Source organism: Streptococcus sp. IsoGale021, from assembly GCF_031142795.1.
Classification (GTDB): domain Bacteria; phylum Bacillota; class Bacilli; order Lactobacillales; family Streptococcaceae; genus Streptococcus; species Streptococcus hominis.
Map to the genome: position 1 here is coordinate 14,592 of NZ_JAKZJH010000003.1, position 25,766 is coordinate 40,357.

Consider the following 25,766-nt stretch of genomic DNA (forward strand, 5'->3'; position numbering starts at 1 on the left):
TTATCTTAAAATTTCCTGTTCTTTTGTTTTTTGCTTTTCTTCTGTTTTACTTTCATTTTGATAGGCTCTTATCTGATCTAAAATGGACGGCTTATCCTCTGATTTTTGTGTGTTTTCTTCTTTGATATGAAAATTGTTCTCCACATCATAGGTTGACTCAAAATAATCACTGTCCTTAAAGTCATTATCATATCTATCCGGAATACCGTCATTATCGAGGTCTTTTGCAAGTGGATCATAGAAGTTTCCTTCATCATCAATATCGAGTCCCGTTGCTGCTCTTAAATCTTCGGAATCAACATAAACTAAATCACTAAAAGAGGACATTTCTATTTCATTTTTCATATTCTTTAGAGCTTCATTTTCTCCCTTATTTTCGTAATCAAAGCTCTCTGTTTTGATTGGCGTGTCATCAATATACTGAGTCCATGTCTTATCCTCTAAATTCAGTTCATACTGAATACCATGCCTTTCATCGGGTGTATTGGTATAGGCGATGCCTATATGCTTCAAATCAGGGTACAAGGTATTAAATTCATCATAGCTATGATTTTCTTCGTACTCTCTATTACAGAAGTCAATGATTGCTCTTTTTACATCTTCTATAAGCGGATTATCATTTCTCTTTTCTTCCACTTCTCCCATATCAAGGAGCTTATTCAGTTCTGCAAGTCTTAATACCTTATTCTTTAGTTCATCAGCTTTTTCAAAAGGCTTTTTGAGTTCTTCTTTAGCATTTTCGATCTGCTCTTTTGTGCTTGTGAGCTTCTCCTCCAGTCTTTTCAGTTTTTCAGGCATTTTCTCAAGGGCATTATCCAGTCTTATGATATTACCGTCTGCACTTGTGCCAAGCTCTCCTGAATGCTTTGCAGCACCGTTTAAGCTAAAGTCATGGGCATTGGTAAAGAAATTATAACTTACCTCTAAGCCCATATTTCTATACTTTCCTATCATCTTACTTTCATTGATTTTTACAGCTTTGATAGCTTCAAGTAGCTTTTCTCCTGCGACCTTTTTATCAAATATTTTCTCGCCTTTTATGGTAATCGAAGTAAACTTTTCCTCACCCTCTGCTTTAGGTTCTACATTTGCCATATCTTTCTTTACAGCTTCAATGAGTTTTTCCGTCCTTGCGATTTCTTCCGGATAGTTTTTTGCGACCTTATCCTCTAACCTGTAACGATTGGACTTGAAGTTTGCTTCCAGCATTTTAAGTTTTGTAACCTCATTATCCAGATCCATCTTTTCCTTGATTTTTGGATCACCTGTTGCAAGTGCCTTAATCTCTGCATAGTTAAGACTGCTTTCATCCACATCTTCTGCCACTCTGACAGGTGTTTTACTGGTCATAATCTGAGAAATGAATTTCTGCTTATTTTCTATGGTCTGCCAAAGATAAGCATCAAAGGTATTCTCTGTAACATAACGATAGATATTAACCTCTTTATTTTCATTGCCCTGTCTTACAATTCTACCTGCACGCTGCTCTAAATCGGCAGGACGCCAAGGGACATCGAGGTCATGAAGTGCAATCAACTTGTTTTGGACATTCGTACCTGCTCCCATCTTCTGAGTAGAGCCGAGTAATATCCTCACATCTCCTTTTCTTACCTTTGCAAAGAGTTCATCTTTTTGTTTGTCGGAGTTTGCTTCATGGATAAAGGCAATTTCTTCCTTTGGTATCCCTAAATCTACAAGTTTATCTCTAATATCATCATAAATGTTAAAACTATCATCACCCTTTGGTGTGGACATATCGGAAAATAGTAGCTGTGTGGACCTATCTTCTTTTGTCTTATCCCAAATGGCAAACACATTTTTTACACATACATTAACCTTACTGTCAGGATTATCAGGAAGTAGGGGATTGATTAAACGCTGATCTAAAGCAAGTTTCTTACCGTCATTCGTGATTTTAAGCATATTATCTTCATCCGGCTCAACCACCCTATTTCTTACATCATCAGCTCTTTCAGAAAGGCTCTTTAGGATTTCCTTTTGCTCCTCACTTGGCAAAGTTTTAATAACTTCATAGTGTGCTTCAGGTGTTGGAAGATTGAGCATATCTGCTGTCTGAATATCTGCAACCTCCTTGAACATAGACATAAGCTCCGGAAGGTTATAGAACTTGGAAAATCTTGTCTTTACTCTATACCCTGTACCTTCAGGAGAAAGTTCAAAGGCAGACTGTGTTTCCCCAAAGGTAGAAGCCCAAGAGTCAAAATGCTCTAAATTATTCTTTTTAAGGCTTTCGTACTGAAGATAACGCTGCATAGTATAAAGCTCCGTCATAGAATTTGATACAGGCGTTCCTGTGGCAAATACAATACCTTTTCCACCCGTCATTTCATCCATATATCTACACTTCATAAACATATCGGAGGACTTAAATGCTTCACTTTGACCGATACCTGCTACATTCCTCATTTTTGTGTATAGATAGAGATTTTTGTAATTGTGTGCTTCATCCACAAATAGCTTATCTACACCCAGTTCCTCAAAGGTAATGACATCATCTTTCTTAAAATCATCATTTAATTTTTCAAGCCTTGTTTCCAACTTTTTCTTTGTCTTTTCAAGCTGTTTTACCGTAAAGTTCTGATTTCTGTCATGCTTATATTCCTCAACATAATTTATGATTTCATCAATCTGATCCTGAATATGCTTCTCTTGATATTCCTTACTCATCGGGATTTTTTCAAACTGCGTATGCCCGATGACAACGGCATCATACTCTCCTGTGGCAATTTTGCCGATAAATCTTTTTCTGTTTTTCGGCTCAAAATCTTTCTTATCTGCCACCATAATATTAGCGGATGGATATAGCTGCATAAACTCTCTGCCGATTTGCCCTGTCAAGTGATTCGGAACGACAAAAAGAGATTTACTGCACATTCCAAGTCTTTTACTTTCCATTGCGGAAGCCACCATCTCAAAGGTCTTACCGCTTCCTACCACATGAGCAAGGAGGGTATTTCCTCCATAAAGGCTTCTTGCTATGGCATTTCTTTGATGAGATCTTAAATCAATTTCTGTGGTCATTCCCTCAAAAGAAAGGTTACTTCCGTCATATTCTCTGTTACGGATGGAGTTAAAACGCTCATTATATAGCTTTACAAGCCTGTTTCTTCTTTCCTGATCACTAAATATCCAATTCTTAAATTCTTCTTTTAGAAGCTCCTGCTTCTGTCCTGCAAGAAGCGTTTCTTTTTTATTTAGCACAGAAGTTTTTGAGCCGTCCGAATTTACAATCTGGTCAAATACCTTTGTTTCTTTTAAATTTAGGGCATCCTCAATCAGCTTATAGGCATTTACCCTTGATGTACCGTAGGTCATTTCCGCAAGATCATTTCCTCTATCCCTGCTTTTGCCTTCTACATTCCATTCACTTGTGAGGTTTGAAAATTTAACCTTAATATCCCATTTGGCATATCCCGGAGTTTTAAGCGTTTCAAAGATGAATTTTTCTATATCCTTAATCGGTATCCAAGTAGCTCCGAGTCTTACATTGATTTCACTTGCTTCAAGCTCCTTTGGAAGAACTTTTGTAAGCTCTGCCTTTTGGTATTCCAAACGGTTCATCTCATAGCTTATCAGCTCTTTTTCTTTGCCATCTTCCGCATAGCCAAGATGAGGTAACTCTCTTTCGGTCTGTCTTAGCTTTGCAAGGTAGCTGTCTACAATGGCAATCTTATCTCTAATATTTCCGCTTAGGTACTCATCCTTTGTTACATAGCCGTACTTATATGAATTACTACCGTTTGCACAAGCGAAAGGCAAATCTCCATCTTCGGGGTTAAAGGATAATGGTCTATAAAAGTTTTGTTCTTCTCTGATATTTAGATAAATTTCTCCTCTAAGTTCTTCTATCAAAGTTGGTCTGTCTTTACCTGTAAGGCTTTCCATATACTCAAAATCCACATAGCCTTTTTCAGATACTGATAAGACAAGAGCTTCAAGGGAAGTGTCCACATGGTCGATAACTTTTGCCTTTGTGATTGTTCTTTTTGAAAAAATATCTCCCTTAGCCTTAAAGTTTTCTTCTTCATCAAGAATTTCAATGGAAGATACAAGAGGGAAATTGCTATCCTCTTTTAAGGCTCTGGTATTGCTTAAATTATTTATAAAGCCATGCTTCTTTGAAAAGTTGTCATAGACTTCATTGAGCTTTTCTTGAGCTTTCTTTACCTCATCATCGGAATAGTCCTCTTTCTGCTTGTAGATAACATCTTTAAGGGCAGTATTCAGTTCAAGATAGTCCTTAATCTTTTCCTTATTTTTCTCCGTTACTTCTTTCTTTACAAATAGGGAGTTTTCTCTGTAATAGACTTCATCATCAATAACGGTATAGGAAAAGTTTTTGACATCATCCGTTGCAGGAACTGAAGTAATTTCATCATCTAAAAGCTCTATTTCTTCATACTTTGCCTCTTTAGAGATTTCTTCGCTTGCTTTTGTCAGAAGCTCTTTTAAGTCGGCATTTTCTTTCGGTAGACAAGCAAGGGTGTTTCCAAATCTTCCTGAAACTTCACGCATTGTGCCGAGTACCTGTTCAGGATGATCTACAAAATATTTGTTATAGGTAAGACCATTTTCATCTTCAGCAAGGTGTATCCAGTCCTCATCCCTTTCTCTGATACTATCTCTTTTCTTTAGGAAAATAATGTCCGATGTTACTTCCGTTCCGGCAACTCCCTTAAAGGTATCATTTGGAAGTCTGATTGCCCCTAAAAACTCTGCTCTTGCTGCAAGGTAGCGTCTTACACTTTCGTCCTTTTTATCCATCGTTCCGCTTGATGTAATAAAGGCAATAATACCGCCGTTTCTTACTTTATCAATGGACTTGGCAAAGAAATAATCATGGATAAGGAAGTTATTTTTGTTATACTCCCTGTCATTTACCTTGTATTCTCCAAAGGGTACATTGCCGATAATCGCATCAAAGAAGTTATTGGAAAAGGAAGTTTCTTCAAACCCCTTAATCTGTATATCACTTTCAGGGTATAACAGCTTTCCAATTCGACCGCTTGCAGAGTCAAGTTCAACACCGTAAAACTTTGACTTACTCATTTCATTAGGAAGATTTCCGATAAAGTTTCCAACTCCCATACTTGGCTCTAATATATTACCGCTCTTAAATCCCATACCTGCAAGCGTCTTATATACGCTGTCAATCACTGTTTTCGGTGTGTAAAAAGCTGTTAGGGTAGACTCTCTTGCAGCTTCATATTCAGATGGTGATAAATTTTCCTTTAAGAAACTTCTTGCTTCTTTCCACTGTCCCTCCTTGCTCTCATCAAACACATCAGCAAGTCCGCCCCAGCCGACATACTTTGAAAGGACTTCCTGAGCGTTAATATCTAAATCTCTCTCACCTCTTTCAATTCTATTTAACATAGAGATTGCTTCAAGGTTGCTATTCAGTCTTTCGCTTGGAGATAACTTTTCAGGGAGCGTTTCTTCTGTAATTTTAAAGTTATGAGCTTCCGCTTTCCTTGTTTGAGTTTCTTCAGTAGTCTGCTCTGGCAGTTTATATGTCAGGTTTTCAAATACCCTCTCAAGGTCGCTTTCCATACGATAAGGAATGACATCGGAGCCTGTTATCATCCCGCCAAAATACTCGGTGTTGTCCTTCACCGTTACCGTATTTAGGTTCTTTCCCATATCATCAAAGCGTGTGATGGTATGATCTTTGTCCTTGTATTTAACTTCATCACCGACAATAAAGTGCGGTCTTTCAAGACTTATTTTATTCAGCAAGTCCTCATTATCTTCAAAAGCTACAATTGGTATCTGATGATTGCCGGATCTATTAGGATCAAGCCACAAATCATATCTTCCTGTGATTTCATTTTTAGAAATTTCTCTGACTTTATATTCTTCATGATTAAAATAGACGGTATCGCCTGCTTTAACTGCAAACTCTTCTAAAAGTCTGTCCTCTTTTTCATTCAGCTCTACTTCTTCTCTTTCTTTGAGGTAATCAAATAAGGTAGCTTGAACTGTGCCACGCTTTGTAGCTTCTTCTGTTTCTTCAGGTGCTTCAAGCCCTACTTTATCTTCAAAGCTAAGTTCTCCATTAAAGACAAACTGAAGCTCCTGCTCATCCATTTGTTTTATAAGCTCTGTATCTTTAAGTTCTCTAAAGGTCTTTGGAAAATCTTCTAAAATGAGCCTTTGTGCGTTTAGTTCTTTCAACTCCTCAAGATTAAAATATCCCCATTCAGGCTCAATCCCAAGCACAAGTCCAAAGGCATCGCCGCTTTCCCTGTCATACTCCGTCATATACCAAGTCCAGTTACTTCTAAAGGGAATAATATATGCGGCATGAACCTGCTTATCCGCTAAAGCTACATCCTCCTGTGCGTAAAGCTCCGGTACTCTTTCAAGCATTTCATCTGTCATTAAGTTTTCAGGATAATCTTTGGAATAATATTGTGGTTCTTTTGTTTTTTCTATTTCTGCCTTATTTCCTGTTTCTTTTTCTTCAAGATAGAGATTTTTAGAAAGCCGCTCATCGATATGCTTTGCAACACTTGTCCAAGTAAGAAACACATCATTACAATCATTTTTCTGTAATTTAAGTCCCTTTGCATCGTGCCATTCATCACTTCCCATTGCCCCTGAAATTGCATGGGAATGTCCTCCGATTCCATATTCGTCTTTTAGGAAATTGGCTTTTTCCTGCAAAGTATGATTTTCTTTAAAAAACTTGGTGATTCGTTCTTTTCCTCTATCAACGCCGATTCCTCTTGAAAGGCTTTCAAGGACTTCATCTTCTGTAATAAAAGGCTTTACCTTCGTAAGTTCTGTCAGATTGGTACTGTATTCCTTTCGTGGCAGCTCAAGTTCCTTGAGTCTTTGATAAAGGCTATCAACCTTGTGATAATGAAACCTTAGTACATCTCTGTTTTCTTTGTATCCATCTAAAAATCTTTCGTATTCCCTGATTGTTTCTTTCAGATATTCAGGATTTTTTAATGCTTCAGATAATCTTTTCGTTTCTTGCGGAAAGCCACCACCTCTTTCAAAAGAGTTGAAATATCCTTGCTCTATTCCTTCTTCGCTTAAATCGTGCGTTAGATACCATAAGGATTCTGAAATTCTATCCCTTTCATAGTCCTGTGCCTCTAAAAGTTCTACATTTGTAGCAAACTCACCGCTATTAAGAAGCTCTTTTATTCTGCTTGCTGCATCACTCCAGCTTAAAATTTGTGTATTATCTTCTCTTGCCGATGTTCCATAAGCTAAATGAATACCTTTATCCGAATACCAGGAAGATACTTCTCTTTCATCAATGTAAAATCCGTTTCCTCCTCTAAAGGTATCTTTGAGGTATTCTCCCAATTCTTCTACTGTTTTTTCTTTGGAAAACTCAGCAATGATAGGAAGTCTGCCGCCATCATGGTTTCCTCCGTTAATAAGGATAGTGTCTATATCTTTCTGATTAAGAGGAATAGTAAGCCTCATCTGTCCATAAGAATTTTCAGGCAAAGAAAAAGAAGCCTTATCAGCTTCTCTTATCTCTATTTCAGTATTTTCTTTTAGATTTCCACTACTTCCTTTATGGTCACTTCTTTGAGAGCCGAAATCATTGCCCCATACTGCGGGTTGTTTTCGTCCTCTATCTTCCAAGCTGCCATCAGTTTCGGCTTCTCCGCTCTCATAAAGTCTATCGCTTGTTTTTGAATATCCATCAGGTGTCCTGTCAGCTTCTTCTCCTTGTATAGATCCACTAACATCTCGAAATGGCTCTGCTCCTCGCTCTCTGAAAGATAAGTGAGTCTCATCACTGCGTAAATCGGATTCGGGAATTCTTTCATGAAATCCGTCTGTTCCTCCAAGCTGTTTAGTGTATTCTCCCTGATTTTCTCTATTATCTCGTCCGTACTCTCCATTTCGGAGAACTCGCTCGTTTTCATTTCTTTTCTGATCATCTCGTCGAAGTACATTTTCTTCTACCTCCTCAATTTCTTCTCTAATCTTATTATATCCTGCTTCTTTACCTCTTAAAACTTCTTTGTCAAGCTCTTTACTTTTCTGAATGGTCGCATCAATAATCTTTCCGCTAATATCCGATACGCTTTCACCAAGACTCATTAGAGATATGCTGTCAAGTCTTTGAAAATTCTCTCTTAAAAGCTCATAATCTATCGAATAATCTAACTTAAATCTTGACGCTACCGCATAGCTTACCGAGTCCCTTACAAACTTGGTAAAGGATATTCTATCCTCATCCGCTACTCTAAGTTCGTTCATAAGACTGTCTATCTTTTCATCTCCGTAAAGCCTGCTTAAAGAAAAGATATTTTCTAAGGTGCTTTCACTTTCCTCATAGCCCTCATTTTTTATCATTTCCTTTAAGACATCCCTATGAGCTTCCTTATCAAATCTCCAAAGATTGACCTCATTGACATCCCTGTTTCTTGAAACCGTCTGGCTTATATCAAAGATATAGTCCACCTTCTTGTATGTGCCGTAGTCCTCCAAAATTGGGATACCCTTTTTACCTCTCATAACGGTACGGTTAAATCGTTCCCTCCAATAGTCGAACTTTGCACAGGCTGTCGCTTCAGGATTTCTATCATAGATACTAAGCTGACTTCTAAAGTCATATCTCTGATTGTTTCCGACAACCTTTAGTAGCTTCAGATATTCTGCTTCACTTTGAAGCACATCTTGTTTTACAAGCTCCAAAATGTTATGAAAATCATTTATTCGCATTTTTACCTCCTTCTTTTTTCCAAACAAAAAGGTGGTTAGATTTTACTCTAATCACCTTTAAATTCTATGTGCTGCAACTTACTGCAACTTAATTTTTCTGTTTTGACTTACTAAAAATCCTTATTTTACTAGGTTTTATCTCCCATTCATACTGCATAAATCACGATTTTGCAACTTACTGCAACTTAAATCAAGCCCAAAAAGGAATATACTTCATATATCTCGGAGCTGTATTTTCATCAACTGGCTTAATAAGTTTGGCTTCTAATGTATCTTTAATTATCCTCGATGCTTTATATTTATCTTTATCACTTATATCAAATAATTCTCTGAGCGAATTATTCGTTATGCTCTCTCCATTGACATAGACAAAGCAAGCCTGCATATAACAAGTTCTTATTCTATCTTCTTTACTAATCAAGTCAAAAGGAGCTTTCAAATAGAGAGTTACTTTTGTGAATTTATCACTTTGATTTTCGATTTTAGGAGCAAGCATAGAATTCTTACTTGTCGCATATACTATCTTATCAAAACCACTTCCTCTTTCTTCACAAATCCCACATTTGTGCATAAATCCTGCAAGATTTTCATTTCTTGAAATCGGAACTGTATCAACAATGCGGTCTATCGAAACCAATGGCGAACCTGCATTTGAAAATTCTATCCTATCTTTGAATAACTCAACCATAGGACTTGTCCCTTTTTGTTCAATAGCTTGATGAATCATGATATTGGCAATTAACTCACGAATGGCTATCTCCGGATAACCCAACTTAGTTTTTCTTATAGAGTCTTCAATTATCTCTTCCTGTGGAATGACAGTCAAAACATAATCTACAATTTCCTCATATGAAATAGCATAACCTTCACTAAATACTTTTTCCCGTATCGTGTCAAGTCTATTGTTCTCTTTATACCAAATTACTCTTATAGATTTATGAGCTAAACTCTCAAAATTCTTTAAATCTTTTGAAATAAGTAATGCTCCTAAATTAGTAATATCATAGCTTCCGGAATCATTTCTTTTTATAAACTTTTCATTAGTAAAATCATCCAATATTTTATTGTTATTTTGTGGTAATGCAACCCCCATCTTTTCATAATATCCCGCTACATTCAGTACATCTAACACCTCATGAAACGAAATATTATCTTTTGCATTTCTTAATTCAAACGGAGTTGTATCAAAAGCTGCCCATAGAGATCTCTCTTTATCAGGATATTCTTTCAACTTCTTCTTATTTGTTCCAATTCTAATATACTCTTCACCTGAAAACTTAATTGGCTGCTTTTCTGCACATGGAATTTCGAGTAATACTACATTTTTATCCTCAATTTCTGTTTTATAAAATCTGAAGTCTATTCTTGGATTTGTCATTCGAGATAACCATGCTTCAAGTTCTTCCGAACCTTTTTTACTCTCCCTATAATCAAATGTAGTTCCTACAATTTTATGTGTATTATCATCAATACCCCAGAGTAAATATGCTTTAGGTCTTCCCCATAAAGTTGAAGAATTGCCTAAAGCAGAAATATACTCACCTATCATCTGAGGTTCATCGTTATTATGCTTAAATTCAACCCATTCTGTTTCACTTGGCAAAGAAATCAACTCTCTGATTAAATTTTTTATATAATCTTGATTTTTTATTGCCATCTTAATTCTCCTAACAATTACAAATAAATTGCTTATATTATAGCATTTTTAGAGGATTTTTTCCACTCTGAAATTAGTTACCTCTTACTTTGCGTATGTCAGAACAGCCTCTTTTAGCTCATTTTCAATCGCTTCTAAAAATTCTTCCTTTGAAGATTTTCCCTGAGCAATATCCGATAATTCCATTTCCCATTTTGCGGTTGTTTCTGCTGATTTAAAGGTATCGGATACTATTGTTACAAGGCTAATCCCTTTATGCGTGGCTACAAGATTTTTCTTATCCCTTTCTACAAAGCCCTTAAAGATTAGATTTTCAATAATTCCTGCCCTTGTTGCAGGTGTGCCAAGACCTTTTCTTTCCACTTCTACACCTTTTTCAAGTGTGTCATTTCCTGCAATCTCCATAGACTTTAGAAGCGTATCTTCTGTAAAGTGCTTGGGAGGTTGGGTAAATTTTTCTTTAATCTCTTTATTTTCAATGCTTAAAGCATCATCAACATTTACATTAGGAAGTTCTACATCCTCATTCCTCTTGGACTTATACTCTTTAAGATATTTTGTAAACCCCTCGTCTTTAATTACCTTTCCTGAACTTGTAAATTCAAAGCCGTCAAATTCAGCTACTATCTTCGTTATATTTTCAATGAGTGGATAGCCTACACTTGCGTGAAATTTATCGGATATAAGGAAATAAACTTTTGCTTCGCTTGGAGGAAGCTCCGAAACATCTTCCTTTAATGAACTGATTGTCGGAATAATCGCATGATGATCCGTAACCTTTTTAGAATCAAATACTACCTTAATACGCCCTGTGTCAAAGTCATTCTTACCTAAAATGTTATTAACCGTACTTACAATCATATCTTCCGTTAAACATCTGCTGTCTGTTCTTGGATAGGTGATGAGCTTTTTCTCATAAAGGCTTTGGGCATAATCAAGTGTCTGCTTGGCACTATATCCAAAGTATTTATTACACTCTCTTTGAAGTGTTGTCAGGTCAAATGGCAAGTCTGGTTTTGTTATTTTCTCTTTCTGAATGACATCGGTAATTTCAATCTTATCGCCCACTAAATTTAAGAGCTGTTCAGCAGCAACTTCATCATCAATTCTATCCGTTGATAGTGTAAAACCATTTGTAGAAAGCTCTACTGTGTAATATTTTTCTTTCTGATAATTTGCTATCTCATCATCTCTTTTTACAATCATGGCAAGAGTAGGTGTCTGCACTCTGCCAACACTGTAATTTTGCTGATACAGACAAGAGTAGAGCCTACTAATATTCATTCCGACTAACCAATCCGCAATCGCTCTTGCCTGTGCCGATTCAAAGAGATTATCATAGTCCTTTCCGTCTTTTAGATTATCAAAGCCCTCTTTAATGGCACTATCTTCCATTGAAGAAATCCAAAGGCGTTTCATCTTCTTTTTACAATTCACTTGATTATATACAAGCCTAAAAATACTTTCTCCCTCACGACCTGCGTCGCAGGCATTGATAACCGTATCAACCTCCTTATCATTCATCAGCTTTTTAAGGATGTTAAACTGCTTCTTGGTTGCTTTTGCTACTTCATACTTGTAGTCGCTCGGAATAATCGGTAAATCAGCCATATTCCACTTGGCGTACTTTTCATCATAAGCATCCGGATTTGCCATTTGAATTAAATGTCCAACACACCAGCTCACCCTATATCCGTTTCCTTCATAATATCCGTCTTTCTTTTTATTTGCTCCAATAACCTTTGCAATGGAGATTGCAACACTTGGTTTCTCCGCAATTACTAACTTCATTTCTGTTTTTCCTCCTGTTTTAACTAATAAAATAGGGCGAAAGATATTACTCTCCCGCCCTAACTTTGCACCCAAAATAATATGTTTTTAGGTGCGTTTATTCTTCATCTTCTACTTCATCTGCATCATTTATTTCTTCCTCACTTTCAGCTTCAGAAAAGAAATCATCATCTTCCTCCTCTAAGGCTTCAAGTTCTTTATCTTCTTTCTTTTTTACAACCTTAAAATAGTAGCCCGCTCCTAATGCACCACCTACTACAAGAAGCAAAATAATATAGGTTCCTAAATTACTCTTTTCGTCTTTCTTCTCAGGCTTTATTTCTTCCTTAACAGGTTCTTCTTTTACTACTTCCTGCTTTGGTGCTTCTTTTTTCTCTACCATATTTAAGAGATCATCTTCAGATACTTCCGTAAGAAGCATTACATTCTCACTATCTTCATCATGATTGATGATTAAATAAAAGGTCTTACCATTTTTCGTTTGAAAGGTAATAAACTGCCTTGCATCTGCCGAATACTTATCCGTTTCTTTGTTATCGCTGCTATCTCCATGATGAATCGGATACTCCTTATTTGCATTATCTTTATTCTCCGTAACGGATGCTCTCGCCTTTGATGGAGATGAAGCTACTCCCTTGTTGGTATTTACACTCTTACTTGCAGACCCCATTGATGAATCCTGACTATTATTCGCAGGAGCTTTTGCCGTCAACTTATTGGGATAACGAATTTCCTTTTCTTTTGTTTCTGCGTTAGCCGTATCCTTTGTAACAGTCCCTGAACTTGTTGTTTCAGAAGTTCCTTTGCTGTTGTTGCTTACAGGTGTTTGAGGAGAAATACCTGAACTTGTCTTAATTCCGGAAATAGGACTAATCGGTGTAACTGATTGTGATGTTACAGGAGCTTTATTTGTTTCAGTTGCCTTCTTCTCAAGCTCTTTCACCTTTTCCGTCAGCTTATCTATTTCCTTTTTCATATCTTCTGATAAGTCCTTATTTCCCTTATCTTTCTTCATTTTTTCTTTTAGGCTATCAATTTCATCTTCAAGGTCTTTAATTTTATTCTTTTGCTTATCACTTAATTTGTCTTTGTCCTTAAGTTCGCAATTTAACTTATCAAGTTTATCCTGAAGCTCTTTTGCCTCTTTTTCTATTTTTGAAATATCGTCTTTAGAAAGCTCTGTCTGCGTTTCCTTATCCTTAACCTCTATCTTTGCTACCTTACGGATAATCTCATCTTTTCCATCTCCCTTTACCTCATAAAACAGAAACTCATCAATGAATTTCATATCATCTGGGAGCATTGGAAGATCTCCGCTATCAATAAGTTGTCCTTTCTCAGCCTTTATCTTTTCTTCCTTAAAGACCTTTTCATCTTCAAAGATATACCTTACATTTACTTCAACTTCCGTTTGAACAGCTTCGTTTTTTGTTGGAGCTTCAGATTTTTGCTCCTGTGCATAAACAACCGTCCAAAGACCTAAAATACAACTAATACTTACAATTACCGCAAGTGCTACCGTCCAAAACTTATTATTCTTTTTCAAACTGGTTTTCATTTGTTTTCTCCTTTTTCATTTCTGCTTTTTGTCTGTTTACCTTTGCCATCAAATCGCTGATTGTGATGTTATTCTTTCTGCAAATGGCAATGATTTCTTCATTTTCAAGCTCTTCTTCACGAATGAATAAAGGCTCCAATTCTTCATCAATCAGAGCCTTTTTATCATTTAACTTCTTTATTCTGTTTTTTACTGCTATCAGTTCCTTTTTCAAATTGTTACCTCCTATTTCTTTACATTTGGCGGAAAACCGAATCCTACGGGATGGTGCTTACAAAATGTTGCTATCCAATCATCTAAGGTAGTTACTCTTATTCGACCGATGTTATCAATCACTTTTCCATCTCCAATGTAAATACCTACATGACCATAGGTAAGCCCTGCACTGCTTCCGCTACTGCTGCTTTCGACTGCCACAAGCATTCCGACCTTGAGCTTTGACCTATCTGATGTAAAGGTATAGTTTCGGTACATATCACAGGCATTCCCGCCTATATATCCAAGTCCTGCATTTTGATAGACCTGTGATACCCACATGGCACACCAGCCTGCACCCGGAGATGGCGTAATGTATGCAGCATTAACAATCTTCTTTTGTACTTCCGTAGATGCCTCATACTCTTTTCCACCGCCGATACCTCCATTTGCACTGATAAGGTCAGAATTACCAAAGGCTTCTCCCATATTGCCTTGTGCAAGGAACAAGGCTTCATAGTGCTTTAGATTATCGGGATAGTTTGCAAAGACCTTTCGGATAATGCTGTCCATCTCTTTTTTATGAAGCGTTACGATGAGTTTTTTATACTCATAAGGTTCTTCGTGGCTTTCGGTATATTCATTGCCATCTTCATCGGTATAGGTTTTTGTAACCATCCTGTATCTGATTTCAATTTCTTCCCTATACTCAAGGTCATACATGGAATCAAATAATTCTTTTAATATGGATTCTACTTCCGATACACTCTTTACCTCTCCGCACCTTGATGTAATGTAGGATAAAAGCTCATGAACATTATGACCGATATACTCTGTGTTATTTAAGATGTACTCATCATAGCCGGGATGGTTACTTTTGACATTATCAACCTCATTTTGAAGTTCCTTTTCCATAGCAGAAAAGTTCTGATTGATTTCACTTAGGACATTTGGCTTTGATAAATAGCTTGTTGTAAGCACAGAGCTTGTAGAATTCATAAAGCCTGTCATTCCCGTTCCTGCAAAGTTAATCACAAAAGTCCCTAAGATAATGATACCTATGAAAATAAGCATTAGTCCTTTTGCTTTTCGGATAATCATATCCTTTGAGCTTTTCAGTGTTCCGATAAGTCCCTCTTTAATTCGATCTCTAAGCCTTGACTTATTCTCACGAGAAATTGCTGCCTTTACCTGATTTTTCTTTTGAAATCTTTTATAGGCACTTGCTCTTTTATACTCATCCGTCTTTTTCAGTTCCTTTTTGGCATCACGAAATTCCAACTTTGACTTACGCTTTCTGATTTTATAGTCCTTATTTGCAAGGTCATAGCCTCTTTTAGCTCTTTTCTTATCAGAATACTTCTTTATGCCATGAATGAGCTTGGAGCTTGTATCTGCTGTCTTTTCTCCTGCTTCCACTCCTTGATTTTCATCACTTCCATGAGACAAGTAATCTCTTACAGTTTCACTTCCTTTAGCAAGTCCTGAAAGGGCAGATACCTTTACCATGTCTTTTTTTAGCTTTTTCTTCTGCTCTTTATAAATACTGCTATAAACTTTTCCGCTGACAGCATCTTTTCCCGCCTTTTTATCATCAGCCTTATTTCCCTTTGGTGCATCGTCCTTTTTCCTTGTATAAAGGCTTTCGGTATAGTTTTTTCTCTTATAATTTTTCTTTTGAGCTTTTTGGCTTTTTGAGAAGCTATTTGTATTTTCTGCTTTATGATGAAGATTATCCTCGACATCATAGGTTGACTCAAAGTAGTCGCTATCCCTAAAGTCATTATCGTATCTGTCTATAATCCCATCATTATCAAGGTCTTTTCCTAAAGGATCATAGATTTTCCCATCCTTAACCTCTGTAACATAATCCGCTCTTCCAGTTTCAGTTACAGAAGTTATGCTCCCCTTATCTGAAACTCTATATTTTGCGTTTCTCTTGGAATTTCCATAATCCTTTTCATTATCAGCATTTATCTTGCTTATCTTTTTATGAACCTTATCCTGAAATCTATCTTTCTCATGAACGATTTTTCCTCTGTAATCATCGGTATCCTTTAGCTTACTTTCTTCAGGTATAATGTTTGTTTCACTATGGAGCATTTCTTTTTCAATGCTTGCCTTGTGCCTTTCCTTAAAGTCCTTTTTCAGCTTCTTTCCCATAGGTTACCTCACTTCTTCCGGCTTGGTAGTCATCTTCTGATATAAAATTGTATCTTTCGGAAACTTATCAAGGAAAGGTACAATAGTATTTCCAAAGAATAGTAGTCCCTCACCCTCATTGGAGTTGGTAACATATCTAAGCTGAGGAAGTGAGATTTTAAGTTTTCTTGCAAGTATCTCTCTATCTCCTGAAGCCTGATTTAGCATTAAGACAAAGTCCGTATTATCAAAGATATTTTCAATTTCCTTACTCATAAGTAGGTCTTTGACATTTTGCGTGATACCTGTCGGGATACCTCCCCATTTTCTAAAACGTTTCCAAATCTCAACCGAATAGGATGCTGTCTGTTCATCTTTTAAAAGTAAATGAAACTCGTCGATATAGTACCTTGTAGCCTTGTTTCCTCTGTTTTGTGACACCTTATTCCACACCTGATCCTGAATAACAAGCATTCCTATTTTCTTTAGCTGACTTCCAAGTTCTTTAATATCAAAACAAAGGAGCTTCTTATTCAAATCCACATTTGACCTGTGATTAAAGACATTAAGAGAACCTGATACATAGATTTCCATCTCTGTTGCCAGCTTCTTACCAACCTTTTCCTCCTGTCCTTTTAACATATCGTATAGGTCTTGCAGTATTGGCATATTGTCAGGAGTAGGATGTTCAAAATACTTTTCATAGATTTTAGGAAGGCACCTATCTATAACGGACTTTTCTTCTGCTGTAAGACCACTACCACCTACTACAAGCTCAAGCATACTCATGATAAAGTTTGCCTTGTCTTTCAGCGGTGCATCCCCATCACCGTAGTTCATGTTTATATCAAGGGGATTCAGGTAATCCTTTGACTTACTGCTGACCTTAATGACTTCTCCCTTAAACTGCCTTACGAGGTTTCCATACTCTCCTTCCGGATCGCAGATAATCACATCATCATCTGTTACCAAAATTGCATTTGCCATTTCTCTTTTGGCACTAAAGGATTTACCACTTCCGGGAGTTCCTAAGATAAGACCGTTTGGGTTCTTTAATTTCTTTCTATCCGCCATAATCAGGTTATGGCTTAGGGCATTTAGTCCATAGTACAGACTGTTACTTGAGTTGATAAAAAGCTCCTCAGTAGTAAATGGCATAAAGACTGCCGTTGATGAGCTTGTCAATCCTCTATCTATCTCAATCTTATTTACACCAAGAGGCAGCACGCTCACTAAACCTTGTTCCTGAGAATGGTCAAGTCTTTTCAGCTTACAGTTATGCTTGTTTGCAATAGAGCTTATCTGAGCAATGGTATTATCGAGCTTTTGCACTGTCCTTGCAAAATTCATAAAGACGATACTTACTACAAACATTCGCTCATCTCTTGTCTGCAAGTCTTTTAAGAGGCTCTTTACATCCTCACCATAGGTAATTAAGTCCGATGGAAGAATGTCCATATCATAACCGCTTCTTACCGCCTTCTTATTTTCCTCAATCTTCATCTTATCAATATCAGTGTTTTTTCGTTTTACCATCTTAATGGCTTCCGATTGGTCGATTGCCCTAATGTGAAAGGAAATATTGATGTTATCGTCAATATCCAAAAACTCGGATAACATCCTATCTGAAAGCTCACTGGCAAGGATTTGAAAATGACTTGTTGCTCCAATGAATTTGCCAAACTTAAAGTATCTACTCGGTGTAAAGTTAAACTCATCAGGCACAATATATGTCTTTGTGCTTTCTCTTTTCTTTAGGTCTTTGTAGGAAAATTCAAAGGTCTTATTCGGATTTAAAACATCATGAAGTATCTTTAGCCTTTCTTCTCCGTTTAGGCTTTCTGCTCTCACACCCATGCTCTTTAGATTAGATAATATATCTATCTCCAGTCTTTCAAGTTTTGATGTTGCCTGTTCTAAATTATCCGCTTCCACTGTAAAGGTTACATACTTTGATTTTTTAAGTCCGTTATTTCCCTTTACAATCTGGCTTTTAAGCATCTCTCTAAATTCAAAGCGTATATCGTCAAAACCGTCCTTTTTATCCGGTATCTGAATTGCCGACTTCATTTCTTCGTTTCGTCCGAGTTGATTGATATATGAAAACTCAATGCTGATGCTCGGATCAAAGGAATTTAGAAAGTTTGCAAACTGATTAAAAATCAAGTCCCTATCTTCATCTAAGGCAAGCTGATAGTTAATGTCCTGAAAGGCTATACTTTTACTGAAGTGCCTTTCATCAAGCTGGCATATTCCGCTTTTTAAAAGCCTTAGATAGGGAATGGTATCTTCTACCGTATATCTTTTCGGTTCTTTCTTAAAGATAAGGTCAAGGATTCCTCCCTTATCTTTTTTTGACTTGCAATTACTTTTCTTTAAGTCCCGCTTTTGACTTCTCAATGCCTTTTCGTTTTGCATGAGTTTTATTTGCTGAATTTTTCTTTTCTTGTTCAAGGTAAACCTCCTTTCTCACTCTCTTTTTTGGCTGATAAAACTTATGAAGGTAGATGTGCTTAAAATATTTCTCAAAGGTCAGTCCGTCCTTTTCAAATAGTGTGATGAAAAAGATAGGAAGCGTGGACACGATAAGGAATATGACAGCTATGTCATTTGGCACAAACTTCCTTATAAATAAATAGACTGGTATTCCAACCAGTCCTGCAAGTGTGAAGCCTATGAGCTGCCTTTTCGTTAGGTTAAAAGCAACCTTTGTCTTTACCCTATTTAAGTCTTTAGGGATTGGTACATATGCCATATCTTACCTCCCATCTTCTTTACCCTTTGACAGCTCCTCAAAGTGTTCATATACAGAGCCGATTTCTTCCTGAATAGTCGCAAGCTGTTCGTCTGTGTTCTTGTTATATCTTTGCTGCATTAGGTAAAAATCATTATGGCAGCGACCGATGTCATCTGTTCTTTCTTCCAATTCTTCCACCTTATTATGAAGCCTGATTCTATCAATTATCGCCATAATGCCTGCTCCAATTACTACTGCTGTAAATACTGTTTTTCTTTTATCCATACTATCTTTCCTTTCTTTTAATGTGCATTTAATACGCTTTTGGCCAGTGTTCCGCTCTTTAGCATCATTAACCCCAGCAAAACCGCATAGCCAAGTATCGTCATTGTACTTGTGTGGATATCTGTTATCTTAATCGTCTTAACTAAAACTGCGTAAATTCCAAGACAAACCATTAAAAAGAGTCCTTGTAGTCCAAGTGCAAATAGTCCTTTGATGTATTTTGTTCCAATCTGTCCCCACTCCTTGTTTCCCATTGTGGCAAATGGAATGGCTGAAACCGATGAGTAAACATAAATCTCAAACATTCTTCCGTAAACTACAAGCATAATCACAACGGATATTACCTGTATAGCAACCTTGATGAGTGAGGTTTCAAAGAGAATCATGACAAGTTCTCCAAGCCCCTTTTCTTTTAGGGTATCCATCATTGCTACTATCTGATCTCCGGAAACGGTGGCAGAGGTATTTATCACCCCTGCCGCCTTATTTACCATGTGCTGTGCCACATCAAAAACTGCCATTGAAAACTCAAAGGCATGGGATACTAACCATACAGCAATCCACATCTTGATGATGTACTTGAAAAATTCAAAGGTATCTGTATCGTGCATATTGTTCTTTTGCATTACCATATTGATAAGCTCGATACAAAGAACTGCTGTGATGATTAGTCCCGCTATTGGAATGATAACGGAATCGTTAATGCTTTTGATAAAGGCAAATACATCTCCGTTCCATCCCATAGGAGTTTTTCCTACATCTGTTGCAACTGCACCAACTTTATCGTTGATGTCAAGAAACATGGACTCTAAGTTTGCTTGAATACCGCCCAGTAGAAGCTCCTTAAAGAATTCTTCTATCTTGTCGAATATTCCAAACATCTAAGCTCTCCTTTTCTTCTTAATTGAGTACACCCGCAAGTAGTGGAATGAGCTTAAGTCCGATAAGAACGATACCTCCTCCAGCCATAAGCTGCTTAATACCTTGGCTCTTAGCACCGGGATTGTCATTACCATATCCTTCCATCAGGTTGATAACGCCCCATGCTCCAAGTCCTGCACCTACTGCCATAACCAAAATCTTTAATACATTAACTGCCTGTGTAAAAAATGCCATAAGTTATTCCTCCTCATTTTCTTCTTTCTTTTCAATTTTGTTGTAGGACTTCACTACAAAGTTTTTGTAAGTCTTTCCCTCTTTTTCACGCTTCTTAAAGTAGCCAAAGATGTGGATTAAATCACCTTTTTCAAAGTCATTTGCCTTCTCTGCTTTTTCTCCATAGGCTGCACAGTTGATGTACTCCTTGCCTTTACCGTACTTTTTTACAAGCGTGAAGTTTGCAACTTCCACTTTCTCTCCTTCATTTTCAAAACTTGAGAAGGTAGGCTCCGCCACTAAGTTGGCGTTGATGTTAATCATTTCCTGCTTCATTAAAAATTTCTCCTTTTCAATTCAATAAAAAAGCGACTGGAGTATTTCTTTTCCAATCGCTGATACTCTTACTATTTAGTTTTTTCTTAGTGGGACTTCTGATCCTTATCATCTTATCTCCTTTATTGTCTTTAACATATTTAAGTGAATTAGCATTTTGTCGTGTATATATTAGTGAAAGGTACTTGAAATACTAGTTCGCTAATTAGTGAGTTTCCCCTATTTATTGATCGCAATATAAATTGAAAATAGGTATGAAAAAAGACGATAGATTTTTTTCTTTTCTATCGTCTTACGCATTTAGTATTCAATTTTTCAGTTCAACAAACTGGGATTTATATTTTACTTACAAAATAGTATGAAAAACTATACGAATAAGTAGAATTAAAATTGCACCTACTATTCATACAGCAATTACTTTTTGAAAATTTCTTTTTTCTTGTTTAGCCGTATAATTATACCATTTCATAAACGGATACCTCCAAAATTCCAAATTTATTTAATCTAATAACTAGGGAGTTCAAGATGTACTAAATATCCAGTACTTCTACTATTTCTCCATTTTTTTCTTTAAACATAATTTTTTTGACTACTTCTTCTCCTAAATATTTTGTAAACTTAGTCAATTCTGTTGATACTTCAAATACTATATTATGTTTTATATCACTTAATTCAAAACTCGAATCATATCTTGTTTTATCTGACCAATAGTTCCAATTTATATCTGTCCTTTCATAATAAACATAGTTTCCTTTTGGAGTTACAAATACTCTTTTATTTATTAACTTCTTTTCATCTTCGGATTTAAATATTTCAGAATACAGCTTCATCCCTTTAAATACTTTGTAATTGCTAATTTTATCATTTGAAATATTTAATTTAATTTCTTCATACTTCATAGAAAACCTCCACAAATTCAAATTTATCTAGCTCTATTATATCAAATATACCCTCGACCATATAGTTATAACAGTAAATCTTACAATCTTGTAATTACCGTATTTCTATTAAGCTTAACCTTGCCTTTTCTCTTTATATATTCTTCAATATCAAACACATTCTTCTTGTCATAATCTTCTAAGAACTTATAGTTCTTATGCTTTGTGATGTCGAATTTATCTGAAAGAAAAGGTCTTACACCTCTAAGCTGAAAAATACATTTACTACCGTCCATTACAGTAATCTCATCTTGGCTCATCAGTTCCTTACCTGTCTTTTGATAATTAAGTCCGAAAGACTTTTGATTTGACCTTGTTTCCGATGTGTTATATAAATCTATCGTTTCTTTTCCCAGTGTTTCAGACAATTCTTTTAGTGTAGTTTTCTCCTTGCCACCAAGGAACAAGGTACTATCACAGTTACCTACGATTGTATCGGCATTATCCTTATAGATTGCCTTTAACTGAGATTGTGCTTGAAGTATGATACTTGCTGATATTTCTCTGGAACGGATTGTTGCTATAAGTTTCTCAAACTTTGGAATTAAGCCGATGTTTGCAAATTCATCAAGCAAGCATCTCACATGAACAGGTAATCGTCCGCCATATACATCATCTGCCTTATCACATAAGAGATTAAAAAGTTGTGAGTACATAATGGAAACTACAAAGTTAAAAGTATCGTCTGTATCAGAGATAATAACAAAGAGTGCTGACTTTCTATCTCCGAGGGTATCAAGCTCAAGTTCATCTTCTTTCATCAAGTCCCTAAGTTCCCTAATATCAAATGGAGCAAGTCTTGCACCACAAGAGATAAGAATAGATTTTGCCGTTTTTCCCGCAGCCAATTTGTACTTTTTATATTGCTTGACTGCAAAGTGTGTAGGCTCTTTCTTTTCCAGTGCTTCAAAGAGTCTGTCTATCGGATTCATATAGGTTTCATCATCTTCTCTAACTTCTGAAGCGTCTATCATATCGAGAAGTGTTGCAAAGTTCTTTTCTTCTCTTGGAGCTTCATAGAAGATGTAGCCGATAAGGGCTGTATAGTAGAGCTTTTCAGCTTTGACCCAAAAATCTTCACCTGCTTTTTCGCCCTCTCCTTTCGTATTTGCTATGATTGTCTGCACCAATTTCAGAATGTCTTTCTCAGAACGGATATAGGCAAAGGGATTGTATTTCATGGACTTTTTGAAGTTAATGGTATTTAAGATTTTAATCTCATAGCCATTATTCTCAAGCATCTTGCCGCACTCAAGGACTATCGTTCCTTTCGGATCGGTTACGCAATAACTACTGTGCATTTGCATAAGGTTTGGTTTTACATAAAATCGGGTTTTTCCACTTCCTGAACCACCGATAACAAGCACATTTTTATTTCTCGCATACTTTGGATTAGCCGGTCTACCATTCATTGTTAATCGCTCAGTTTGTGTAAGCAAAATATTATTTTGAAACTTTTCATCCATATATGGCTCTATATCTTTTTTAGTTCCCCATCTTGCCGATCCATACTCTTTTCCCTGCCTAAACTTTTTAGCGTTTTTCCCTTTTGTATAGACAATGAATTTGATTAAAGTAGCCACTCCTATACCTATTAAAATATCCGCCGGATGAATACTCGGAAGAAAGCTCATTGTGTTAAGCTCCAATATCCCCTGAAATATTTTATCTATCACATCTCCTCCAACATAGCTTCTTACATGATTTGAAAAGATGTTTCCTAAATAGAAAAATGCAAGATAGGGAATATTCTGCTTTAGAAACTTTACCTTATCCTGCACCTTAAATAAGCCTTTGATGTCCTTTAATATCTTATCTATCATAGGCTCTGCTCCTTTTGTTTATTCTTGATTTTATCTTTGGAAACAGAGTTTTTAGCCATTTCCTTGAACTTTTCAATATTCTTATGGATAGATTCTTTTCTTTCCGTTTTCTTTTCCGATTCTGACAGGGCATGCTTAAAGGCTTTCTCCATAACCTTCATATCTTTAGCTTGAAAGAATACTGAATATTTCCCACTCTCCTTATCTTTCATGACTGAAAACTTTACGCCATACCGATTAAGTTCTTTTTTCAGTTCCTTAAGCTCTGCTTCTTCAACCGGAATTTCTTCAAGCTGTCCCTTTTTAACCATATCTTTTAGCTTTACTTCATTTCCGTTGCTATTTACAAGTTTTTCAAATCCTCCAAGCTTTTCTGCTTCTTTCATCAGTTTCTTTAATAAGTTCAGAATTAGCTTTCCTGTTACTTTAGCAGCTCTTACTTCCATATTCAGCGTTTTTCTTGCTATTTCTTCATTGATCAAGTTCTCTCACCTCCGTTCAGTAACCTCTCTTTATTACGAGCCAGCTTATCCTTTTGAATAGCCTTTCTAAAATCTTCTCCTACAACCATAACAGGAATACACATCTCTATAATTCGTGAATAAATCCTCTGATACTCCACACTTTCTGTACAATTTACAATTGTGTCGTAAGAAAGGTTTGTGGTGAAAATAGTCGGTTTCTGTTTTAAATACCTGTTATTCACAATGTTATATACCTGCTCTTTAGCATAGCTTGTATCTCTTTCAATTCCTAAATCATCCAAGATAAGAACAGACGTATTCACAAGCGATTCTATATATGCGTTCTTGTCAAAATCAAATCCTCCCTTTTGCAGTTCATTGATAATCTGTGAAAAATTTCTTATTTTAACGCTTATTCGATACTGTTCAATAAGGCTATTTGCAATGGAGCAGGCAAGATAGGTCTTTCCGCTACCTACTGAGCCATAAAAAAGGAGTCCGATGTTTTCTTTTTTCATTTCCTCATATTTTTTTACAAAGTTCTTTGCAATGATAAGGCTTTGATTTTCTTCTCCCTGATAATTTTCAAATGTGTATGACCACTGAATAATCGAGTTAAAGCAGCTACTCTTTAATCGTTCAATCTCCATCTGCTTTTGTCTTTCTTTTTCTTTTGCTTCTCTATTTCTATCGCATTTACAAGAAATCTTAAATATCATCTTGTTATCAAAGAACTCCATCACTTTTCCGTCTTTTCTTTCATGGCAGACTTTGCAATAGGCGTGTCCATCTTTGATATACTCTTTTTCAGGATCATAAGAGTACTCTACATCCTCTATCATTACTTTTTCCAATTCTTTCATCATAGGTGTTCTCCTTTATCATATTCTTCCCATGTCGGTATATTTGATGTTTTCACTTCTTTTCCTCTCCCCTGATCTTTATAGAACCAAGAAAGGATTGTTGCTTTATGGTCTTTATATGTCTTTCCGGTGCTTTTGATATATGCAGATAGCCTTTCAATGTAATTATCAAGCTGTGAGTTCATTATGATTTGTAAATCGGATATATCTTCAGCAGCTAAAAATACATTTTGAAATGTTCCAAGTCCGTTTACACCAAAACTATATTCTCTCTTACTATACTTACTCTTATTATTCTCTATATAGTTAGAGTCAAGATTTTGAACTTCCTGAAGTTCATTTTCTTTACTTCTGAGGTTAAAATCTTTTACTTCTGAAGTTAAGTTTTTTGACTTCTGAAAGTCATTTTCTTTTACCGCTAATATGCTCATAAAGTCTTTAACATATATGACATTCGGCTTACCAAGCCCAAGCCTTACTCTTTCAATCAGTCCGATTCCTTTTTTCATATCGAGTTCATCTAATGTTTTTATAGCTGTCGGCTTTGAGATATTTCTTCTTCTCATAATTTCTTCGACTGTGAAATAGATAAATACTCTGCCTTCCTTGTCCACCCAATTATTCTTAAAGGACATTCCTGTTCGTTTCAAAAGCATAGAATAAAGGATAATTGCTTCAGCAGACAGTCCCTTAAATTCTTCTCCGTCTACCAATATTTCAGGTACTTTTAGAAAGTTAAATCTTTCTGCTTCTCTGTTATAGAAATAGTCAAAGTCCATCGCTTCACCTCCTCCCCAAAAAATTGGCAAAGAAAAAGACGATAGTTTTTCTTCTATCGCCTTTGGTAACCATTTGTATGAATTTTTTTAGATTGATTTTATTGCTTCATTGATTCCCTGAAGGAATGCTATAACAGCTGCTCCGACCATCGGTATTCCATAAGGACTTAACAAAAATCCTAATACCAATGCCTCAATGCCAAGTGATATATCTTTTTGCATAAATGATCCTATTGCAGCAACTATACACATCAGCATTAAGAAATACAGAATAGTTGTTCCTATGCCAAGTATAAATGTCAGAAAGGCAGTAAGGATACTCAGCAGCAAGCTGATTGGAAATAAGATTATTTTTATTATCCATCTCATAAATACCCTC

18 protein-coding genes are annotated in these 25,766 nt (G+C 36.2%); all 18 read right to left on the minus strand.

The window, feature by feature from the left end:
• A complete protein-coding gene (locus tag RG565_RS03085; RefSeq protein WP_308937449.1) occupies nucleotides 1-8,724 on the minus strand; it encodes a helicase-related protein in 8,724 nt (2,907 codons plus the stop codon).
• Between the two features lie 190 nt (nucleotides 8,725-8,914).
• Nucleotides 8,915-10,381: an RNA-binding domain-containing protein gene (locus RG565_RS03090; protein WP_247937018.1), complete on the minus strand. Its 1,467-nt coding sequence runs from the start codon at nucleotides 10,379-10,381 to the stop codon at nucleotides 8,915-8,917.
• Between the two features lie 84 nt (nucleotides 10,382-10,465).
• The gene (locus tag RG565_RS03095) at nucleotides 10,466-12,172 is read right to left on the minus strand and encodes a DNA topoisomerase 3 (protein ID WP_247937017.1); all 1,707 of its coding nucleotides are present in this window, start codon (nucleotides 12,170-12,172) and stop codon (nucleotides 10,466-10,468) included.
• A gap of 97 nt (nucleotides 12,173-12,269) precedes the next feature.
• On the minus strand, nucleotides 12,270-13,730 hold the full coding sequence (locus RG565_RS03100) for a CD1107 family mobile element protein (protein ID WP_247937016.1): 1,461 nt from the start codon (nucleotides 13,728-13,730) through the stop codon (nucleotides 12,270-12,272).
• Nucleotides 13,705-13,944 carry a hypothetical protein gene (locus RG565_RS03105; RefSeq protein WP_000711884.1) on the minus strand — a complete coding sequence of 80 codons (240 nt, stop codon included), beginning with the start codon at nucleotides 13,942-13,944 and terminating at the stop codon, nucleotides 13,705-13,707. Before RG565_RS03105 ends, RG565_RS03100 begins: the two co-directional genes overlap by 26 nt.
• 11 nt (nucleotides 13,945-13,955) lie before the next feature.
• Nucleotides 13,956-16,088, minus strand: a complete 2,133-nt coding sequence (locus tag RG565_RS03110; RefSeq protein WP_247937015.1) for a CHAP domain-containing protein — start codon at nucleotides 16,086-16,088, stop codon at nucleotides 13,956-13,958.
• Between the two features lie 3 nt (nucleotides 16,089-16,091).
• Nucleotides 16,092-18,521, minus strand: coding sequence for a VirB4-like conjugal transfer ATPase, CD1110 family (locus tag RG565_RS03115; RefSeq protein WP_022525416.1), 2,430 nt, complete (start codon nucleotides 18,519-18,521; stop codon nucleotides 16,092-16,094).
• On the minus strand, nucleotides 18,433-18,822 hold the full coding sequence (locus RG565_RS03120; RefSeq protein WP_011860787.1) for a PrgI family protein: 390 nt from the start codon (nucleotides 18,820-18,822) through the stop codon (nucleotides 18,433-18,435). The genes RG565_RS03115 and RG565_RS03120 overlap by 89 nt, the downstream gene beginning before the upstream one ends.
• A gap of 3 nt (nucleotides 18,823-18,825) precedes the next feature.
• Nucleotides 18,826-19,089 (minus strand): conjugal transfer protein, encoded by a 264-nt coding sequence (locus tag RG565_RS03125; protein WP_247937014.1) that lies wholly within the window; start codon nucleotides 19,087-19,089, stop codon nucleotides 18,826-18,828.
• Nucleotides 19,090-19,106: 17 nt separating this feature from the next.
• Nucleotides 19,107-19,970 (minus strand): VirB6/TrbL-like conjugal transfer protein, CD1112 family, encoded by an 864-nt coding sequence (locus RG565_RS03130; RefSeq protein WP_247937013.1) that lies wholly within the window; start codon nucleotides 19,968-19,970, stop codon nucleotides 19,107-19,109.
• A gap of 19 nt (nucleotides 19,971-19,989) precedes the next feature.
• Complete coding sequence (locus tag RG565_RS03135; protein ID WP_003042805.1) at nucleotides 19,990-20,205, minus strand: Maff2 family mobile element protein; 216 nt, start codon at nucleotides 20,203-20,205, stop codon at nucleotides 19,990-19,992.
• Between the two features lie 3 nt (nucleotides 20,206-20,208).
• Nucleotides 20,209-20,520 (minus strand): single-stranded DNA-binding protein, encoded by a 312-nt coding sequence (locus tag RG565_RS03140; RefSeq protein ID WP_247937012.1) that lies wholly within the window; start codon nucleotides 20,518-20,520, stop codon nucleotides 20,209-20,211.
• Between the two features lie 530 nt (nucleotides 20,521-21,050).
• Complete coding sequence (locus tag RG565_RS03145) at nucleotides 21,051-21,419, minus strand: EXLDI protein (protein WP_003042548.1); 369 nt, start codon at nucleotides 21,417-21,419, stop codon at nucleotides 21,051-21,053.
• A gap of 80 nt (nucleotides 21,420-21,499) precedes the next feature.
• The gene (locus tag RG565_RS03150) at nucleotides 21,500-23,281 is read right to left on the minus strand and encodes a VirD4-like conjugal transfer protein, CD1115 family (RefSeq protein ID WP_308937450.1); all 1,782 of its coding nucleotides are present in this window, start codon (nucleotides 23,279-23,281) and stop codon (nucleotides 21,500-21,502) included.
• Nucleotides 23,278-23,763, minus strand: coding sequence for a PcfB family protein (locus RG565_RS03155; protein WP_005541374.1), 486 nt, complete (start codon nucleotides 23,761-23,763; stop codon nucleotides 23,278-23,280). The genes RG565_RS03150 and RG565_RS03155 overlap by 4 nt, the downstream gene beginning before the upstream one ends.
• Nucleotides 23,760-24,611 (minus strand): ATP-binding protein, encoded by an 852-nt coding sequence (locus RG565_RS03160; protein ID WP_005541377.1) that lies wholly within the window; start codon nucleotides 24,609-24,611, stop codon nucleotides 23,760-23,762. Before RG565_RS03160 ends, RG565_RS03155 begins: the two co-directional genes overlap by 4 nt.
• The gene (locus RG565_RS03165; RefSeq protein ID WP_005541378.1) at nucleotides 24,608-25,387 is read right to left on the minus strand and encodes a replication initiator protein A; all 780 of its coding nucleotides are present in this window, start codon (nucleotides 25,385-25,387) and stop codon (nucleotides 24,608-24,610) included. Before RG565_RS03165 ends, RG565_RS03160 begins: the two co-directional genes overlap by 4 nt.
• Nucleotides 25,388-25,474: 87 nt before the next feature.
• Nucleotides 25,475-25,756, minus strand: a complete 282-nt coding sequence (locus tag RG565_RS03170) for a CD1845 family protein (protein ID WP_005541379.1) — start codon at nucleotides 25,754-25,756, stop codon at nucleotides 25,475-25,477.
• Between the last annotated feature and the right edge of the window lie 10 nt (nucleotides 25,757-25,766).

Excerpts from the sequence above, each read along its gene's own strand:
- RG565_RS03140 (WP_247937012.1), bottom strand. The coding sequence starts at position 20,520 with ATGAAGCAGGAAATGATTAACATCAACGCCAACTTAGTGGCGGAGCCT.
- RG565_RS03170 (WP_005541379.1), bottom strand. The coding sequence starts at position 25,756 with ATGAGATGGATAATAAAAATAATCTTATTTCCAATCAGCTTGCTGCTG.
- RG565_RS03120 (WP_011860787.1), bottom strand. The coding sequence starts at position 18,822 with ATGGCATATGTACCAATCCCTAAAGACTTAAATAGGGTAAAGACAAAG.
- RG565_RS03085 (WP_308937449.1), bottom strand. The coding sequence starts at position 8,724 with ATGCGAATAAATGATTTTCATAACATTTTGGAGCTTGTAAAACAAGAT.
- RG565_RS03130 (WP_247937013.1), bottom strand. The coding sequence starts at position 19,970 with ATGTTTGGAATATTCGACAAGATAGAAGAATTCTTTAAGGAGCTTCTA.
- RG565_RS03145 (WP_003042548.1), bottom strand. The coding sequence starts at position 21,419 with ATGAAGTATGAAGAAATTAAATTAAATATTTCAAATGATAAAATTAGC.
- RG565_RS03095 (WP_247937017.1), bottom strand. The coding sequence starts at position 12,172 with ATGAAGTTAGTAATTGCGGAGAAACCAAGTGTTGCAATCTCCATTGCA.
- RG565_RS03090 (WP_247937018.1), bottom strand. The coding sequence starts at position 10,381 with ATGGCAATAAAAAATCAAGATTATATAAAAAATTTAATCAGAGAGTTG.
- RG565_RS03160 (WP_005541377.1), bottom strand. The coding sequence starts at position 24,611 with ATGATGAAAGAATTGGAAAAAGTAATGATAGAGGATGTAGAGTACTCT.
- RG565_RS03165 (WP_005541378.1), bottom strand. The coding sequence starts at position 25,387 with ATGGACTTTGACTATTTCTATAACAGAGAAGCAGAAAGATTTAACTTT.
- RG565_RS03125 (WP_247937014.1), bottom strand. The coding sequence starts at position 19,089 with ATGGATAAAAGAAAAACAGTATTTACAGCAGTAGTAATTGGAGCAGGC.
- RG565_RS03135 (WP_003042805.1), bottom strand. The coding sequence starts at position 20,205 with ATGGCATTTTTTACACAGGCAGTTAATGTATTAAAGATTTTGGTTATG.
- RG565_RS03150 (WP_308937450.1), bottom strand. The coding sequence starts at position 23,281 with ATGATAGATAAGATATTAAAGGACATCAAAGGCTTATTTAAGGTGCAG.
- RG565_RS03100 (WP_247937016.1), bottom strand. The coding sequence starts at position 13,730 with ATGAAAACCAGTTTGAAAAAGAATAATAAGTTTTGGACGGTAGCACTT.
- RG565_RS03110 (WP_247937015.1), bottom strand. The coding sequence starts at position 16,088 with ATGGGAAAGAAGCTGAAAAAGGACTTTAAGGAAAGGCACAAGGCAAGC.